The sequence below is a fragment of the Aeromonas sp. FDAARGOS 1415 genome, assembly GCF_019048365.1.
Classification (GTDB): Bacteria; Pseudomonadota; Gammaproteobacteria; order Enterobacterales; family Aeromonadaceae; genus Aeromonas; species Aeromonas taiwanensis.
Genome location: NZ_CP077363.1, coordinates 3482446 through 3497937 on the forward strand (window position 1 = coordinate 3482446; position 15492 = coordinate 3497937).

Genomic DNA, 15492 nt, shown 5'->3' on the forward strand with positions numbered 1-15492 from the left:
GGCAAATGATGAAACCCGTGATGGTGCTGGGATTGGTGGGGCTGCTGCTGGGTGGCTGCAGCACTGTGCCCGACGAGCTGGCCTATGAGCCGGCGGATCAGCTGGTGGCCTATCAGCCCGCCCTGCAGGGGATGGAAGGCAAGCCTGCGCGCTGGAGCGGCGTCATCTCGGCGGTGCACAACGAGCAGGATCAGAGCGTGGTCGAGGTGGTCTATCTGCCCCTCAAGGCCAACGGTGTGCCGACCCAGACCGAGCAGAGTCCGGGGCGCTTCCTCGCCATCATGAAGGGCTTTATCGACCCGACCCTCTACGCCAAGGGGCGCAGTCTGACGGTGCTCGGCACCATCGACAAGCCGGTGGACAGCCAGATAGGGGAGCACAAGTATCGCTTCTCCGTGCTCAAGGTGACCGCCAGCAAGCTGTGGCCGCCGGTGAAGGAGGTGGAGATCCGCTACGTGGACCCCTACTTCTACGACCCCTTCTATGATCCCTTCTGGCCAAGGCGCCACCACTCCCGCTGGTGATGATGGAAGAGCGCGTCATCACCCTGGCGGACGGGCGCCGCGTCGCCTTGCTGGACAACGGTCGGCAGGGCCAACCGCTGCTCGTCGCCCTGCATGGCTGGCTCGACAACGGGGCCAGCTTTTTGCCCCTGGCCCCTCATCTTGAGGCATTTCATCTCGTCTGCCTCGATCTGCCGGGCCATGGCCACTCCGATCACAAGCACACTCCCTATGTCTTCGTCGACTGGCTGGATGATCTCCACCAGATCGTGCAGGCTGCGGGCTGGACCAGGTTCACCTTGCTTGGTCACTCCCTCGGGGCGCTGATCGCCTCTGCCTATGCCGGGGTCTTCCCCGAGCAGGTGGAGCGACTCATCCTGATGGAGGGACTCGGGCCCTTGAGCCAGCCTGACGAGGAGGTGCCGGGGCAGCTTCGCAGGGCCATTCTCAATCGCAGTCGCACCCGCGAGCGTGCCGCCAGCGGGTTTGCCTCCCTCGAGGAGGCGGTGGCGGCCCGTTGCAAGGTGGCAGACATCAGCCCGGCAGCAGCGCGCCTTATCTGCGAGCGGCAGCTGGAGGCGCGGGCAGGGCGCTGGTACTGGCGCAGCGATCCCCGTCTTCGCGATCTCTCCCCCCTTCGCATGAGCGAGGGGCAGGCCCAGGCGCTGATCCGGGCCATTGCCTGCCCGGTGCTCTTTATCCGGGGCCAGCAGGGCTTCCCCTGGCTGCTGGAGCAGTGGCGGCAGCGGGCAGGGGCCTTTGCGCAGATCGAGATGGTGCAGGTGGCGGGAAATCACCATTTCCATATGGAAAATTCGTCAGAAACCGCCGTTTATATCGAAAAGTTCGGTCAAATCCGGTAGGATCGTCGGCTTTGAATCATGTCAGGTTTGCCTTCTACCTCACAGTTCTCGTTGTTAATTTGCTGTTAATCGATGTTGCCTTGTGTAAATATGGGCGGCATTAGAACATTAACTTAAAACAATTGATTGAATTGGATGTGACAGGGACGGAGGCAACACAGTGAGCGCACAGGTGCGAGTTATGCAGGAGAAGTTCGTGGAAAAAGTCTGGCTGAAGCGTTATCCAGAAGGGGTGCCCGCCGAGATCAATCCAGACCAATACGGCTCTCTGGTCGAGATGTTTGAAGAGTCGGTGAGCCAGTTCGCCGATCAGCCCGCCTTCGTCAACATGGGGCAAACCATTACCTATCGCCGGCTGGAAGAGCAGTCCCGCGCCTTCGCCGCCTATCTGCAAAACGAGCTCAAGCTCGGCAAGGGTGACAGGGTGGCGGTAATGATGCCGAACCTGCTGCAATACCCCATCGCGGTATTCGGCATCCTGCGGGCCGGCATGACGGTGGTCAACGTCAACCCCCTCTACACCCCGCGCGAGCTGGAACACCAGCTGAAAGACTCCGGCGCCAAGGCCATCGTCATCGTCTCCAACTTCGCCCATACCCTGGAGAAGGTGGTCTATGAGACTCCGGTCAAGCACGTGATTTTGACCCGGATGGGGGACAACCTGGGGCTTGCCAAGGGGACCCTCGTCAACTTCGTGGTGAAATACGTCAAGAAGCTGGTGCCCAAGTACAACCTGCCCCACGCCAGCACCATGCGCCAGGCCCTCGCCAAGGGGCGCTACCTGCAGTACATCAAGCCGGAGATCAGCAACCAGGACATCGCCTTCCTGCAATACACCGGGGGGACCACGGGTCTCTCCAAGGGGGCCATGCTGACCCACCGCAACATGATCGCCAACGTCGAGCAGTGCCTCGGCGTCTATGGCCCTGTGCTGGAGCGGGGCAAGGAGTTCGTGGTCACGGCCCTGCCGCTCTACCACGTCTTTGCCCTCACCGTGAACTGCCTGCTGTTCATGCGTCTTGGGGGCTACAACCTGCTCATCAGCAATCCCCGCGACATCCCGGGCTTCGTCAAAGAGATCAAGAAGTACCCCTTCACCTGCATTACCGGGGTCAACACCTTGTTCAACGCCCTGGTCAACAACGACGAGTTCCAGGAGATGGATTTTGCCAAGCTCAAGCTCACCATCGGCGGTGGCATGGCGGTACAACGGGCGGTGGCCGAGCAGTGGAAGGCGCTGACCCGCACCCCGCTGCTGGAAGGCTATGGCCTGACCGAATGTTCGCCCCTGGTGAGCGTCTGTCCCTACGATCTGGTGGACTACAACGGTTCCATCGGCCTGCCGGTCTGCTCCACCGAGATCCGCCTGGTGGATGACGAGGGGAACCTCATCACCCAGAGCGGTGCTCCGGGTGAGATGCAGGTGCGCGGCCCGCAGGTGATGACCGGTTACTGGCAGCGTCCCGAAGCCACCGCCGAGGTGATGCAGGATGGCTGGCTCTGCACCGGTGACATCGCCGTGTGCGACGAGCAGGGGTTCTTCAAGATCGTCGATCGCAAGAAGGACATGATCCTGGTCTCCGGCTTCAACGTCTACCCGAACGAGATCGAAGACGTGGTCGCGCTCCATCCCAAGGTGCTGGAAGTGGCGGCCGTCGGCGTACCGAACACGGTGTCGGGGGAACAGGTGAAGATCTTCGTGGTCAAGAAAGACGCGACGCTGGCGCAAGAAGAGATAATTGCCCACTGCCGTAAACATCTGACTGCCTATAAGGTGCCGAAACTGGTAGAATTTCGCGACGAACTTCCCAAGACCAATGTGGGCAAGATCCTGCGACGCGTGCTGCGCGACGAGGAGATTGCCAAGCAATAACCGGCATGCACTGCTCTGCAGACGAGCGCTGTCGTTATGCAAAACCGTGGGGCATCCACGGTTTTTTCTTTCTGGGTCCGACCAACGTGCAGGCAACGATGCAATATCAACTCATTTCACAGCAAGCCGAACTGGATCAGTATCTCGCTTCTCTGGCCGACGTTCCCCTGGCCATCGATACCGAATTCGTTCGCACCCGTACCTACTATCCCCAGCTCGGTCTGTTCCAGATCTATGACGGCGAGCGCCTCGCCCTGCTGGATCCCCTGACGCTCGATCTCTCCGCTTTGTGGCAACGTCTCGGCCGGGCAGGGCAGATCGCCATTTTGCACGCCTCCGGCGAGGATCTGGAGCTTATCCAGCATCAGGCGGGTCATCTGCCAAACCAGATGCACGACACCCAGCTGGCGGCAGCCTTCCTGGGCCATGGCGTCTCGGTCGGTTTTGGCGCCTTGGTCAACGAATTCCTCGGGGTCGAGCTTGAGAAAGATCAGGCTCGAACCGACTGGCTGGCTCGCCCGCTCACCCCTCGTCAGCTGGAATACGCAGCCGCCGACGTCTTCTATCTGCTGCCCCTCTACGCCAAGGTGATGAGCAAGCTGCGCGAGAGCGGCAAGTTCGCCTGGTTCGAGCAGGAGTGCCAGAACCACTCCGCCCGCAAGACCCAGGGGAGCGATCCCCGCCAGGCTTATCTCGAGATCGTCAACGCCTGGCAACTGGGTCGCCGCGAGCTGGCCATCCTGCGTGAGCTGGCCGCCTGGCGCCAGCAAGAGGCGGTGCGCCGGGATCTCGCCCTCAACTTCGTGGTCAAGGAGCTGCACCTGTTCAAGGTGGCAGAGCGCAGGCCCGGGTCGCTGCGAGATCTCAACGAGCTGGGGCTCTCTCCCATCGAGATCAAGATCCACGGCAAGCGGATGCTGGACATCGTCGCCGCCGCCCAGCAGAGCGACCCCGAGAGCTGGCCAGAGCCCATCCGCCGGCTGGTGGACTTCCCCCAGTACAAGGCCGAGCTCAAGCGCATCAAGGCCATGGTGGAGGAGAAGGCCAAGGCCAGTAACATTCCGCCGGAGCTGGTGGCGAGCAAGAAGATCATCCACCAGTACTTCACCTGGAGCTGGCGCATGAACGAGGAAGAGCGGGCCCGGGCGGACAAGCCCATGCTGCTGCAAGGCTGGCGCCATGAGCTGGTAGGCCACCTGCTGGCGCAGTAACGGCACCTCTTCTTTGATGAAGAAAAGCCCCGGCAGTCCGTGCTGCCGGGGCTTTTGCTTATCAGGATGCCCTGCAACAGGACCAGATCCTGGAAGCCGGTCCCCCCGCAGTATCGTTCAGCTCAATGCTGAGTATTTATACGATGTTCAACCTGTGCTTGGTCAGCGTCAGCCTATAAGTTGGTTGCTGTATTATTCCCATCGACCGTCAGTGGGTCACTGGTGGAATTCGTCAGCACTATATTCTGACTCCCCCGATGGTGCCGCTATATGCTCAGCAGATGGTCATTCCCCTCGAATAGGATCTTCACGACGTCACTACCGCTGGTGCCGTAATTGGTCAGCGAAGCGACGTCCACGAAGTTGGCGCCGCCGCTGGCGCCGTTGGTATCCACCTGCACGGTAACCGAGTTGCCTGACTGCGTCAGGCGAACAAAATCCGACTCTTGGCTCCCTGCGGTGAAATTAGCATCCAGCAGGGCCGATAGGTCGATGCTATCGCCCTCAGCGAAGTTGTAGTCGAAGATAGAGTCCAGATGGCTTGCTCCGGTATTGATGAACACGAAACGGTCTGAGCCGGAACCGCCGCCCAGCACGTCGTTTCCATCCCCACCGCTCAGCACATCGTTGTCTCCGCCCGCGAGCAAGAGGTCGTTGCCGCCACCACCATTGAGAACGTCCGCCCCGTTGTTTCCGAACAGCAAGTCGTTCTTGTTCAGGCCGTTCAGGGTTTCAGCACCTGAGGAAGAAGCGATCAGATCGTTGTCACCGTTGCTGCCGTCCAGAGGTGTGCTGTTGTCGGCGACCAGGGTGTAGGCAGCGGTGCCCAGAGCGTAACCATTGATGGTGCCGCCATTGCTAAAGGTGAGGGTTTCGACTTGTGCGCCGGCAAACTGATTCTGAACTGTGATGTGGGTGTCATTGATCTCGAGTAGCATATTGTTGCCGACCCGTTCGATGTGGAGGGCTGTCAATGCTGTGCTGTCGGTTGGTGAGCCGGTGTTGATCCGCAGGGCGTCGTTGTTGCCGTCACTGTCCCAGACTATGTCCGTGCCATCGGCGAGACCGAAAAGGTAGATATCGCCGTTGCTGCTGCCGCCGAGCAGCACGTCATTGCCCTGGCCTCCGACCAAGGTCTCGCTGGCGCTGTTGCTGCCGATCAGTATCTCGTTACCCTCCGTGCCATCCAGGCTGCCTAAGCCGTCTCGGAGTATGGATACTGTTGCCGCTGCGCCGGTCAGCGTGCCATTGGTGGCCGCATAGCTGAATGAACCCCCGGCAGGTGAATTATCGATGAAGCTGACGCTGCCATCGCTTCCCGAGCCCGCGGAGTGAGTGACTGTGCCGTCTGAGGCTGTGCCAACATTGACAACATCCAGCGAGCCATATCCGCTGCTGCTGTCGTTCAGTAACAGCGACCACTCCGGGATCAGGATGGCGGTACCCAGCGCGATGCTGGTGATCACGTTGTCGGTCGCGGTGGTCGGTGGCTCACTTGCATCGGTTACGCCGATGATGAAGGCTGCGCTGTTGCTCGAACCGTCGGCACTGGTGGCCAGCACGGTGATGGAGTGGCTGGTGGCGGTTTCGTAGTCGAGGGTGCCGGCCACGGTGATCACGCCGGTGCTGCTGTTGATGGCGAAGCGTCCGTCAGCGTCGTTGCTTAGCGAGTAGGTGATGGTCTGGCCGCCAGCATCGGCGTCGCTAGCCTGGGCAGTAATGCCGACCTCGGTGCCGATGGCGGCATTTTCTGCCACCCAGTTGGCGGCGCCATTGCTATCGGCCGGGCCAAGTACCAGGTTGTCGTTGAGATCATTGATGGCGATGGTGAAGGACTGCGCCTTGCTGGAGCCATCGGCACTGGTGGCAGTGACCTGGATATTCACGCTGGCCCCGAGGACTTCACGGTCGATGGCGGCGGCAACGGTGACCACGCCGGTGGCAGGGTCGATGGCAAACAGGCCGCCGGGATTGCCGGACAGGCTGTAGGTGACGGCGTTGTTGGTGGCGTCGGCGTCGCTGGCAAAGGCGGTGATACCGACCAGGGTGCCGATGGCGATGTTCTCGTCGACGACATTGGCGGCCGCGTTGGTGTCGGTCGGTGTGATGACATCGAACTCGTCGACATCGTTGATGGCGATGGTGAAGGTCTGCGCCTTGCTGGAGCCATCGGCACTGGTGGCAGTGACCTGGATATTCACGCTGGCCCCGAGGACTTCACGGTCGATGGCGGCGGCAACGGTGACCACGCCGGTGGCAGGGTCGATGGCAAACAGGCCGCCGGGATTGCCGGACAGGCTGTAGGTGACGGCGTTGTTGGTGGCGTCGGCGTCGCTGGCAAAGGCGGTGATACCGACCAGGGTGCCGATGGCGATGTTCTCGTCGACGACATTGGCGGCCGCGTTGGTGTCGGTCGGTGTGATGACATCGAACTCGTCGACATCGTTGATGGCGATGGTGAAGGTCTGCGCCTTGCTGGAGCCATCGGCACTGGTGGCAGTGACCTGGATATTCACGCTGGCCCCGAGGACTTCACGGTCGATGGCGGCGGTGGTGATCTCGCCGGTATTGGCATTGATGGTGAACAGGCCGCCGGGATTGCCGGACAGGCTGTAGGTGACGGCGTTGTTGGTGGCGTCGGCGTCGCTGGCAAAGGCGGTGATACCGACCAGGGTACCGATGGCGATGTTCTCGTCGACGGCATTGGCGGCGGCGTTGGTGTCGGTCGGTGTGGTGACATCGAACTCGTCGACATCGTTGATGGCGATGGTGAAGGTCTGCGCCTTGCTGGAGCCATCGGCACTGGTGGCAGTGACCTGGATATTCACGCTGGCCCCGAGGACTTCACGGTCGATGGCGGCGGCGGTGGTGATCTCGCCGGTATTGGCATTGATGGTGAACAGGCCGCCGGGATTGCCGGACAGGCTGTAGGTGACGGCGTTGTTGGTGGCGTCGGCGTCGCTGGCAAAGGCGGTGATACCGACCAGGGTGCCGATGGCGATGTTCTCGTCGACGGCATTGGCGGCGGCGTTGGTGTCGGTCGGTGTGGTGACATCGAACTCGTCGACATCGTTGATGGCGATGGTGAAGGTCTGCGCCTTGCTGGAGCCATCGGCACTGGTGGCAGTGACCTGGATATTCACGCTGGCCCCGAGGACTTCACGGTCGATGGCGGCGGCGGTGGTGATCTCGCCGGTATTGGCATTGATGGTGAACAGGTTGCCGGGATTACCGGACAGGCTGTAGGTGACGGCGTTGTTGGTGGCGTCGGCGTCGCTGGCAAAGGCGGTGATACCGACCAGGGTGCCGATGGCGATGTTCTCGTCGACAACATTGGCGGCCGCGTTGGTGTCGGTCGGTATGGTGACATCGAACTCGTCGACATCGTTGATGGCGATGGTGAAGGTCTGCGCCTTGCTGGAGCCATCGGCACTGGTGGCAGTGACCTGGATATTCACGCTGGCCCCGAGGACTTCACGGTCGATGGCGGCGGCGGTGGTGATCTCGCCGGTATTGGCATTGATGGTGAACAGGCCGCCGGGATTGCCGGACAGGCTGTAGGTGACGGCGTTGTTGGTGGCGTCGGCGTCGCTGGCAAAGGCGGTGATACCGACCAGGGTGCCGATGGCGATGTTCTCGTCGACGGCATTGGCGGCGGCGTTGGTGTCGGTCGGTGTGGTGACATCGAACTCGTCGACATCGTTGATGGCGATGGTGAAGGTCTGCGCCTTGCTGGAGCCATCGGCACTGGTGGCAGTGACCTGGATATTCACGCTGGCCCCGAGGACTTCACGGTCGATGGCGGCGGCGGTGGTGATCTCGCCGGTATTGGCATTGATGGTGAACAGGCCGCCGGGATTGCCGGACAGGCTGTAGGTGACGGCGTTGTTGGTGGCGTCGGCGTCGCTGGCAAAGGCGGTGATACCGACCAGGGTGCCGATGGCAATGTTCTCGTCGACGACATTGGCGGCGGCGTTGGTGTCGGTCGGTGTGGTGACATCGAACTCGTCGACATCGTTGATGGCGATGGTGAAGGTCTGCGCCTTGCTGGAGCCATCGGCACTGGTGGCAGTGACCTGGATATTCACGCTGGCACCGAGGGCTTCACGGTCGATGGCGGCGGCGGTGGTGATCTCGCCGGTATTGGCATTGATGGTGAACAGGCCGCCGGGATTGCCGGACAGGCTGTAGGTGACGGCGTTGTTGGTGGCGTCGGCGTCGCTGGCAAAGGCGGTGATACCGACCAGGGTGCCGATGGCGATGTTCTCGTCGACGGCATTGGCGGCGGCGTTGGTGTCGGTCGGTGTGGTGACATCGAACTCGTCGACATCGTTGATGGCGATGGTGAAGGTCTGCGCCTTGCTGGAGCCATCGGCACTGGTGGCAGTGACCTGGATATTCACGCTGGCCCCGAGGACTTCACGGTCGATGGCGGCGGCGGTGGTGATCTCGCCGGTATTGGCATTGATGGTGAACAGGTTGCCGGGATTACCGGACAGGCTGTAGGTGACGGCGTTGTTGGTGGCGTCGGCGTCGCTGGCAAAGGCGGTGATGCCGACCAGGGTGCCGATGGGAATGTTCTCGTCGACGACATTGGCGGCCGCGTTGGTGTCGGTCGGTATGGTGACATCGAACTCGTCGACATCGTTGATGGTGATGCTTAGGTTCTGATCGTCGAAGGCACTGCCATCGGAAACACGCACCACCACTTCATAGGTGCTGTCGCCGTTGCTGTCGTTTGGGCTTTCCCTGTCTGGCGCGTTGATAAACGACAAGACACCAGTGCTTGGATCTATGGTGAATAGCCCTGCGTCCACACCGCCGATTATGGTGTAGGTCAGCAGTGCCCCGGAATCCAGGTCGCTGGCCGTGACTGTAGTGACCGCAGTGGTGTTTTCGTCGATAGCTAGGGCGGCTAAGATACCACCACCGTTGGAGGTGATGGTGGGACCGTTGTTCTGTACGCCGAGGAAGTCGGTATTGCTCAACGCCTTGAGGCCGTCGAGCTTGATCACCTGATCGGCCTGGCCGTCACCGTTGGTATCGGCCTTGACGTAGGTGGCATTCTGTCCGGCGTTCTGTTCGTACCACACGCCATTGACCGTTGCCGTGGTGTCGCCCCACTTCAAGTCGGTGGTGCCGAGCAGCGGGCGGAGATCGATCTTGTCGTTGTCCGGGTTACTGTCGCGGATACCGGAAAAGTCGCGAATGGTATCCATGGTGCTGGTGCTGGACTCGTTGGCGCTCTGGTAGACGAAGATGTCATTGCCGCTACCGCCGCTCAACATATCGGCGCCGTTGCCGCCCTGGATAATATCGTCGCCGCCTTCACCATAGACGGTGTCGTTGCCATTGCCGGCATAGATAATGTCGTTGCCGCCAATAGCACCGCCATCGCCGTTATCGCCGTAGATGGTTTCCGAGCCATTACCGCCGTAGATGATATCGTTGCCGGCAACGGCTCGACTCTGCTGCCGGTAGTCGTCCCAGCCGTCACCGTAAATGACGTCGTTGCCGTTCTCGCTGTTGATCAGCGATGTGCCGATGAGGTCGTTACCAGAACCGCCGTAGATCAGATCCTGGCCGTTTCCGCCGGAGAGGGTGTCGTCACCGAGTCCTCCGTAGAGGGTATCCTCGCCGTTGCCGCCCAGCAGGGTATCATTCCCGCTGCCACCATCGAGCAAGTCACTGCCATTGCCCCCATCGATGGTGTCGGCTCCGATGCTGCCAAAGAGAGAGTCATTTTTGTTGGTGTCAGCCATGGTTCTGTTCCTTCAGAAACGGAAATATCCTTCGGTATGGATGCAAGATTGCCGTCAATGGCGAACTGCACGCGCACCGTGCCACTCTTTCATTCACAGCAACTGCCCGTGGTTATCTCACCAGGAGTTGCATTTCCTTGATCTTGACCGCTATCCCGGTCAGACAGCCCTCTTGCTCCCGTCTCACCACCTGCCCGCAGCAGCGCATCGTCATGGCGCCGTGTGTCATGCCCATGTCGAGTTCGAAGCAGACGTCGCAGTCAGTCATGGCCGCGGCCTCGAGTTGCAGGTAACAGCCGCCGATGCTGATGTCCCGGGTGTAGCCCGTCTGGCCCGAGAGCCGGATTGGCAGCACCGCCGAGACGCGCTCATGTCGACGAGCATTGGTGTGGGTTGGCGTTGTCATGCAGATAGCCTAGGTCAGGGGCTTGCGCCGAAACATGGAAAAATCCGACCGATTTATACGGGACAAAGTGCTGTTCGACTTAGGACAAAACCAGGATATTTCGACTAGTTTAAGAGGGGGAAAACTGTTGTCAGGCTGGATGCCTGTCACATCGTTGTCAGCGCTTGGAGAGCTGGGTATGGACGCCATCGAGGTGATCTTGGTCTGCGACTTGCCGATAGTCGCATGGGGGTTGTGCGGGGCGATCAATACGATGCCCGGCGAGATGAAGGTGATCGCCTGTGTGGCCGATCCCGCCGAGGCGGCGCAGTGGATAGCGCCTGGCAAGACCTATGTCGTTTTGTTCGATCTGGACGGCAACAATGGCATGGAGCAGATCTCCTCCTTGCTCTCTGGCACCCAGGTGCGCGTGCTGACCATTGCCACCACGGAGGACATGGATCTGCAGGACAGAGCGGTATTGGCCGGAGCCTGCGGTGCCATCAGCAAGCGGGAGTCGGTCGAGGTGCTGTGCAAGGCCATCCGCAAGGTGCATGGAGGAGAATACTGGGTGGATCGCGCCGCGACCGAGCGCATTTTGATGACCATTGCGCGGGAGAGGGGGGCGAGTCATGCCGAACAGGCAAAGATTGCGCGGCTGACCCGCAAGGAGAGGCAGACCATCGTCGCCATCACTCTGGGCCTGGATGCGAGCACGCTGGAGATCGCCGCGCGTCTGAACATCAGTGAGCACACCCTGCGCAACCACCTGACCTCCATCTACACCAAGCTGGGGGTGCGCAATCGCATGGGGCTCTATGCCTATGCGCAGAAACATGCGCTGACGGAATAGGAGCGCTGGCCCGGGAGACCCGTCAAGGTCGCACGGCTCACGGTAGCCGCCGCACTCTGATCTGGACTGTGCAAAGGAGGTTGTTCCCTGCATTGCGGGCTGCCGGGCAGGGTCTTGGCAAGGAGGGCAATCTGGGGATGAACGAGGGGAGAGGTATCCCCCCTCAGAGTTCGTGGGCGTGAAATCCCTTGCGATAGCGGGCTTCACAGCGCGGGCAGCGCTGCAGGGTGGGATCCAGATCAAGCTGGTCGATGTCGAGCGGCTCCTCGCAGTCGGAGCAGAGCCCGTAGAGTCCGAGATCCATCTGGCAAAGCGCGGCGTCGAGCCGCTTGAGGCGCGCCACGCTCTGCGCCACCTTGGGCAGATCGAGGCGACTGGTCAGATCCACCAGTTGATCCCGCTCGCAATTCTCCACCTTCTGTGCCCAGTCGTCTTGTCGACAGGCCTTGAGCTGACCCATCAGCTCTTCTCTTGTTTGCGCCCAGTCGGTCAGAAGGCGCTCATGCCATTCGGCCAACCGGGCTTGCGTCACTTCACACACTGCAGCCCCCAAAGACGAGTCATAAAACCCGGCCAGTATAGGGAAAGAAGCAGTTTATCAAGATGACATGAGTCAAGTTAACCGTGCTTTGGCGCGTTTTTCCGGCTGCGGTTGTGGCTTGCCGGCGAGCACGTAGAGCACCCCCGCCACCAGGCAGACGACACCGACCAGGGTACTCATGGGGGGCATGGCTCCGCGCAGCATGAAGGCGTAGAGCAGCCCCGCCAGAGTCTCGAACACGATGAGCGGCCCGACCAGCACGGTCGGCAGGCGCTGGCTCGCCTCGTTCCAGCACAGGGTGCCGAGCCAGGAGCAAAAGAGCCCCACCGCCCCCATGAGCAGCACGAAGCGCAAAGGCGTCGGCCCGAAGGGCAGGGGGAACTCCGGCGCACTCAGGGCCAGGTGACCGAGGCTGCCGAGGTAGGCGATGAGCGCCACCGGCAGGGTAACCAGCCCCTGTGCGGTAGCCCATACGGCCGGGCTGCGGCCCGGGTGTGCGCGTAGCCAGCGGGCGTTGCGCAGGGGATACCAGGTCCAGCAGAGCACGGCGGTCACCGCCAGGGCGAGCCCGAACAGTTGCTCGGTGCGCGCTTCGGCGTGCCAGGTCAGCTCGGCGCGGTTGACCAGATAGAGGCCGGCCCCCATCAGCAGCAGAGCCGGGTAGAGGCGGGCACGGGAGAGGCGCCCGTCGCGTTCGCCATAGAGGTGGTTGGCTGCCAGGGCGGTGACCACAGGCAGGGTGCCGATGATCATGGCCGCCAGGGGCGAGCCGATGCGCAAGATGGCCCCCGACAGGCAGAAGTAATAGACAAGGTTGCCCACCAGGGTGAGGGCGAGGGCCTCGCGCCAGTCGCTGGGCGAGAGGGCTGCGAGGCGTTTGCGGGCCCGCCAGGCGAGCGGCAGCACGATAAGGCCGAAGGCGAGGTAGCGGCCGCTGGCGAGCAGGGCGGGAGGGTAGCCGTCCACCAGCAGGGGGGCGACGAAAATGAGCCCCCACATCAGGCCAGCCAGCAGGGCAAACAAGACTCCGAGCAACATGATCACATATCCAATGAAGAAGAAGGAGGTCAGCCTAGCAGGCGGCGAAGGGGGCGTATTGAACCAGATTGCGCTTTAGCGGCCGGCCTGCACCTGTTTCTGGTAGCGTACCGGGGTGGTGCCATAGCGGCGCAGGAAGGCGCGGTTGAGGTGGGACTGATCGGCCAGGCCGCAGGCGGCGGCCACTTCGGCGGCGGGCAGACCGGCGGCCAGCCACCCCTTGGCGCGCTGCAGGCGGATGGCCATCAGCATCTGCTGGGGAGTGACGTGAAAGCGGGCCTTGAAGCTGCGCTGGAAGTGGTAGGGACTGAGGTTCACCGCACCGGCCAGCTCGGCCAGGGTAATGGGGCGGGCGAAACAGGCCTGCATATAGTCGATGGCTCGGCCCAGGGGGTGGGCCGCTTCGCGCGGGGCCGCCAGGGTACGGGCGTGGGGACGCAGGATCTCGCACACGTTGAGCAGCAGGCCGTCGGCGGCGAGCCCGCTGTCGCAGTGCCAGAGGGCGTCGAGGGCCGCCTGCAGGACGGGCGCGGCCTGGGGGGCGCTGCGCACTGCCTCGGCGAAATACCAGCCGCGCTCGCCGCTGATGGCCTCGAGCCGATCGGCGGGCAGATAGAGCATGCGATAGCGCCACCCCTGCTCGCAGGCGGCCTCGCCGGTGTGCAGTTCATCGGGGTTCATCAGCACCAGGCTGCCGGGGCCCGCCAGGAGCTGGCTGCCGCGATAGCGAAAGCGCTCGGCACCGCACTCGATGACACCGAGGCCAAATCCCTCGTGGCTGTGGGGGTCGAAGGTGTGGTGCTGGATGTGGGCGCGGTAGAGCTCAATCGCCGGCTGTCCCGGCAGGGCGCGAAAATCGGCTCTGTCGTGCTGATGGGTAAACTTGACCGGTACGCCCTGCATCCTGACCTCCTGTCACAGTGCCGATATCATAAGCCGCCGCGTGGCGGCGGCCAAGACTAGGTCCGGGCGGCGCACTCGCGCTCGAGGGCGGCGCGGATCTCGTCTGCGGTCTTGATGGTGCGGATGCGGCGAAACAGCTCGTCGGCCTGGGGGTATTCCCGCACTATGTAGGAGAACCACTGCTTGATGCGACTCGGATAGTAGTCGGCCTTGTCGCTCGCCAGATCCTGCTCGGTATAGGTCACCATCAGCTGCAAGACCTCGTCCCAGCTCATGTGGGCACACCCCGTTTTCATCACGTTGGCGAGGTTGGGCAGGGAGATGGCACCCCGGCCCACCATCAGGGCATCGCAACCGGAGACCCGGGCGCAGGTCAGGGCATCGGAATGGTTCCAGATCTCGCCGTTGGCGGTGACGGGGATGGGCAGGGCGCGGCGAATGGCGTCCACGTACTCCCAGTGGGCAGGTGCCTTGTAGCCTTCCCGCTTGGTGCGGGCATGGACGGCCAGCTCGTCGGCCCCCCCCTGATAGACGGCCTGGGCATTGTCCAGATAGAGCGCCTTGTCATCGTACCCCAGGCGGATCTTGGCGCTCACCGGCAAGTGGGCGGGTACCGCCTCACGCACCGCCTTGACGATGCGATAGACGGTCTCGGGCTCCTTGAGCAGCACGGCGCCCCCCTTGCTCTTGTTGACCGTGGGGGCGGGGCAGCCGAAGTTGAGATCGACCCCGGGAGAGCCGAGCTCGATGGCGCGCACCGCGTTTTCCGCAAGCCACTCTGGATGCTGGCCCAGCAGTTGCACCCGCACCGGGGTGCCGGCTCGGGTCTTGCCATCCTGCTTGAGCTCGGGGCAGAGCCGATGGAAGACCTTGGCGGGCAGCAGCTGATCGACCACCCGGATGAATTCGCTGACGCAGAGGTCGTAATCGTTGACGGAGGTGAGCACCTCCCGCATCAGGTGATCCAGCACCCCCTGCATGGGGGCCAAAATAACGCGCATAGCTGCTTCCGAAGACAAGGGGAGAAAAAAGAGCGCAGATTGTAGTGACAATGGCGGGTGTTGTCAGCCGTCTGCCCACTCGATAAGCCCAATCGACTGCCGTTGCCTGGGCCAGGCTGTCAGCTTTTGGGCCAACTCTGTTAGGCTAAAGGCAGAGATACATTTCAGAGGAGTACCCATGAAACGCTGGTGTCTGATGGCCCTGGGCTGGCTCGCCTTCGCCACCGGGATACTCGGGATAGTCCTGCCCCTGTTGCCGACCACCCCCTTCATGCTGCTGGCGGCGGCACTCTTTGCCCGCTCGTCTCCCCGGTTTCACCGCTGGCTGCTGGCCCATCCCTGGTTCGGGCCCCCCATTGAGGACTGGCAGCTGTATCGCGGCATTCGCCGCCATGCCAGACGTCGGGCCATCATCTTCATCCTGCTCTCCTTCTCGGTGTCGCTGCTGGTCGTGCCGCTGCCCTGGGTGAGGCTGCTGCTCGTTGTCATAATGGTGATCCTGCTCACCTGGTTGATGCGCGTGCCGGTGCTGGAGCCAGTTGCAATGAAGAAGTGAAAT

12 protein-coding genes are annotated in these 15492 nt (G+C 62.1%); 6 read left to right on the forward strand and 6 right to left on the reverse strand.

What is annotated here, in order from left to right:
* The first annotated feature begins 5 nt into the window (after positions 1 to 5).
* The 4 genes from I6L45_RS16330 to rnd all read left to right on the forward strand — a co-directional run bounded on the left by I6L45_RS16330 (position 6) and on the right by rnd (position 4450).
* A complete protein-coding gene (locus tag I6L45_RS16330) occupies positions 6 to 524 on the forward strand; it encodes a Slp family lipoprotein (RefSeq protein WP_043760612.1) in 519 nt (172 codons plus the stop codon).
* Complete coding sequence (locus tag I6L45_RS16335) at positions 524 to 1366, forward strand: alpha/beta fold hydrolase (RefSeq protein ID WP_216982640.1); 843 nt, start codon at positions 524 to 526, stop codon at positions 1364 to 1366. The genes I6L45_RS16330 and I6L45_RS16335 overlap by 1 nt, the downstream gene beginning before the upstream one ends.
* A gap of 196 nt (positions 1367 to 1562) precedes the next feature.
* Positions 1563 to 3239: a long-chain-fatty-acid--CoA ligase FadD gene (fadD, locus tag I6L45_RS16340; protein ID WP_134695746.1), complete on the forward strand. Its 1677-nt coding sequence runs from the start codon at positions 1563 to 1565 to the stop codon at positions 3237 to 3239.
* Between the two features lie 98 nt (positions 3240 to 3337).
* Positions 3338 to 4450 (forward strand): ribonuclease D, encoded by a 1113-nt coding sequence (gene rnd, locus I6L45_RS16345; protein ID WP_216982641.1) that lies wholly within the window; start codon positions 3338 to 3340, stop codon positions 4448 to 4450.
* A 266-nt stretch (positions 4451 to 4716) separates the two neighbouring features.
* On the opposite strand, the gene I6L45_RS16350 is transcribed toward rnd, so the two are convergent.
* Entirely contained in the window at positions 4717 to 10212 is a 5496-nt protein-coding gene (locus tag I6L45_RS16350; RefSeq protein ID WP_216982642.1) for a cadherin domain-containing protein, read from the reverse strand.
* 112 nt (positions 10213 to 10324) lie between these two features.
* Positions 10325 to 10618: a PilZ domain-containing protein gene (locus I6L45_RS16355; protein WP_216982643.1), complete on the reverse strand. Its 294-nt coding sequence runs from the start codon at positions 10616 to 10618 to the stop codon at positions 10325 to 10327.
* A gap of 178 nt (positions 10619 to 10796) precedes the next feature.
* Between I6L45_RS16355 and I6L45_RS16360 the strand changes: the two genes are divergently transcribed.
* Positions 10797 to 11450, forward strand: a complete 654-nt coding sequence (locus I6L45_RS16360) for a response regulator transcription factor (protein ID WP_216982644.1) — start codon at positions 10797 to 10799, stop codon at positions 11448 to 11450.
* 163 nt (positions 11451 to 11613) lie between these two features.
* On the opposite strand, the gene I6L45_RS16365 is transcribed toward I6L45_RS16360, so the two are convergent.
* From I6L45_RS16365 to dusC, 4 genes are all read right to left on the reverse strand, one after another.
* Positions 11614 to 11982 (reverse strand): RNA polymerase-binding protein DksA, encoded by a 369-nt coding sequence (locus tag I6L45_RS16365; RefSeq protein WP_043760602.1) that lies wholly within the window; start codon positions 11980 to 11982, stop codon positions 11614 to 11616.
* Positions 11983 to 12063: 81 nt separating this feature from the next.
* Positions 12064 to 13029 (reverse strand): DMT family transporter, encoded by a 966-nt coding sequence (locus I6L45_RS16370; RefSeq protein ID WP_216982645.1) that lies wholly within the window; start codon positions 13027 to 13029, stop codon positions 12064 to 12066.
* A 75-nt stretch (positions 13030 to 13104) separates the two neighbouring features.
* Positions 13105 to 13932: an AraC family transcriptional regulator gene (locus I6L45_RS16375; RefSeq protein WP_216982646.1), complete on the reverse strand. Its 828-nt coding sequence runs from the start codon at positions 13930 to 13932 to the stop codon at positions 13105 to 13107.
* A 56-nt stretch (positions 13933 to 13988) separates the two neighbouring features.
* On the reverse strand, positions 13989 to 14933 hold the full coding sequence (dusC, locus tag I6L45_RS16380) for a tRNA dihydrouridine(16) synthase DusC (protein ID WP_216982647.1): 945 nt from the start codon (positions 14931 to 14933) through the stop codon (positions 13989 to 13991).
* A gap of 178 nt (positions 14934 to 15111) precedes the next feature.
* On the opposite strand from dusC, the gene I6L45_RS16385 reads away from it, so the two are divergent.
* Positions 15112 to 15489, forward strand: a complete 378-nt coding sequence (locus I6L45_RS16385) for a YbaN family protein (RefSeq protein ID WP_043760591.1) — start codon at positions 15112 to 15114, stop codon at positions 15487 to 15489.
* Positions 15490 to 15492: the final 3 nt, after the last annotated feature.

What these genes read in the sequence shown, in the direction of transcription:
- I6L45_RS16330 (WP_043760612.1), top strand. Translation starts at nt 6, where the DNA reads ATGATGAAACCCGTGATGGTGCTGGGATTGGTGGGGCTGCTGCTGGGT.
- I6L45_RS16335 (WP_216982640.1), top strand. Translation starts at nt 524, where the DNA reads ATGATGGAAGAGCGCGTCATCACCCTGGCGGACGGGCGCCGCGTCGCC.
- rnd (WP_216982641.1), top strand. Translation starts at nt 3,338, where the DNA reads ATGCAATATCAACTCATTTCACAGCAAGCCGAACTGGATCAGTATCTC.
- I6L45_RS16350 (WP_216982642.1), bottom strand. Translation starts at nt 10,212, where the DNA reads ATGGCTGACACCAACAAAAATGACTCTCTCTTTGGCAGCATCGGAGCC.
- I6L45_RS16355 (WP_216982643.1), bottom strand. Translation starts at nt 10,618, where the DNA reads ATGACAACGCCAACCCACACCAATGCTCGTCGACATGAGCGCGTCTCG.
- I6L45_RS16360 (WP_216982644.1), top strand. Translation starts at nt 10,797, where the DNA reads ATGGACGCCATCGAGGTGATCTTGGTCTGCGACTTGCCGATAGTCGCA.
- I6L45_RS16370 (WP_216982645.1), bottom strand. Translation starts at nt 13,029, where the DNA reads ATGTTGCTCGGAGTCTTGTTTGCCCTGCTGGCTGGCCTGATGTGGGGG.
- I6L45_RS16375 (WP_216982646.1), bottom strand. Translation starts at nt 13,932, where the DNA reads ATGCAGGGCGTACCGGTCAAGTTTACCCATCAGCACGACAGAGCCGAT.
- dusC (WP_216982647.1), bottom strand. Translation starts at nt 14,933, where the DNA reads ATGCGCGTTATTTTGGCCCCCATGCAGGGGGTGCTGGATCACCTGATG.
- I6L45_RS16385 (WP_043760591.1), top strand. Translation starts at nt 15,112, where the DNA reads ATGAAACGCTGGTGTCTGATGGCCCTGGGCTGGCTCGCCTTCGCCACC.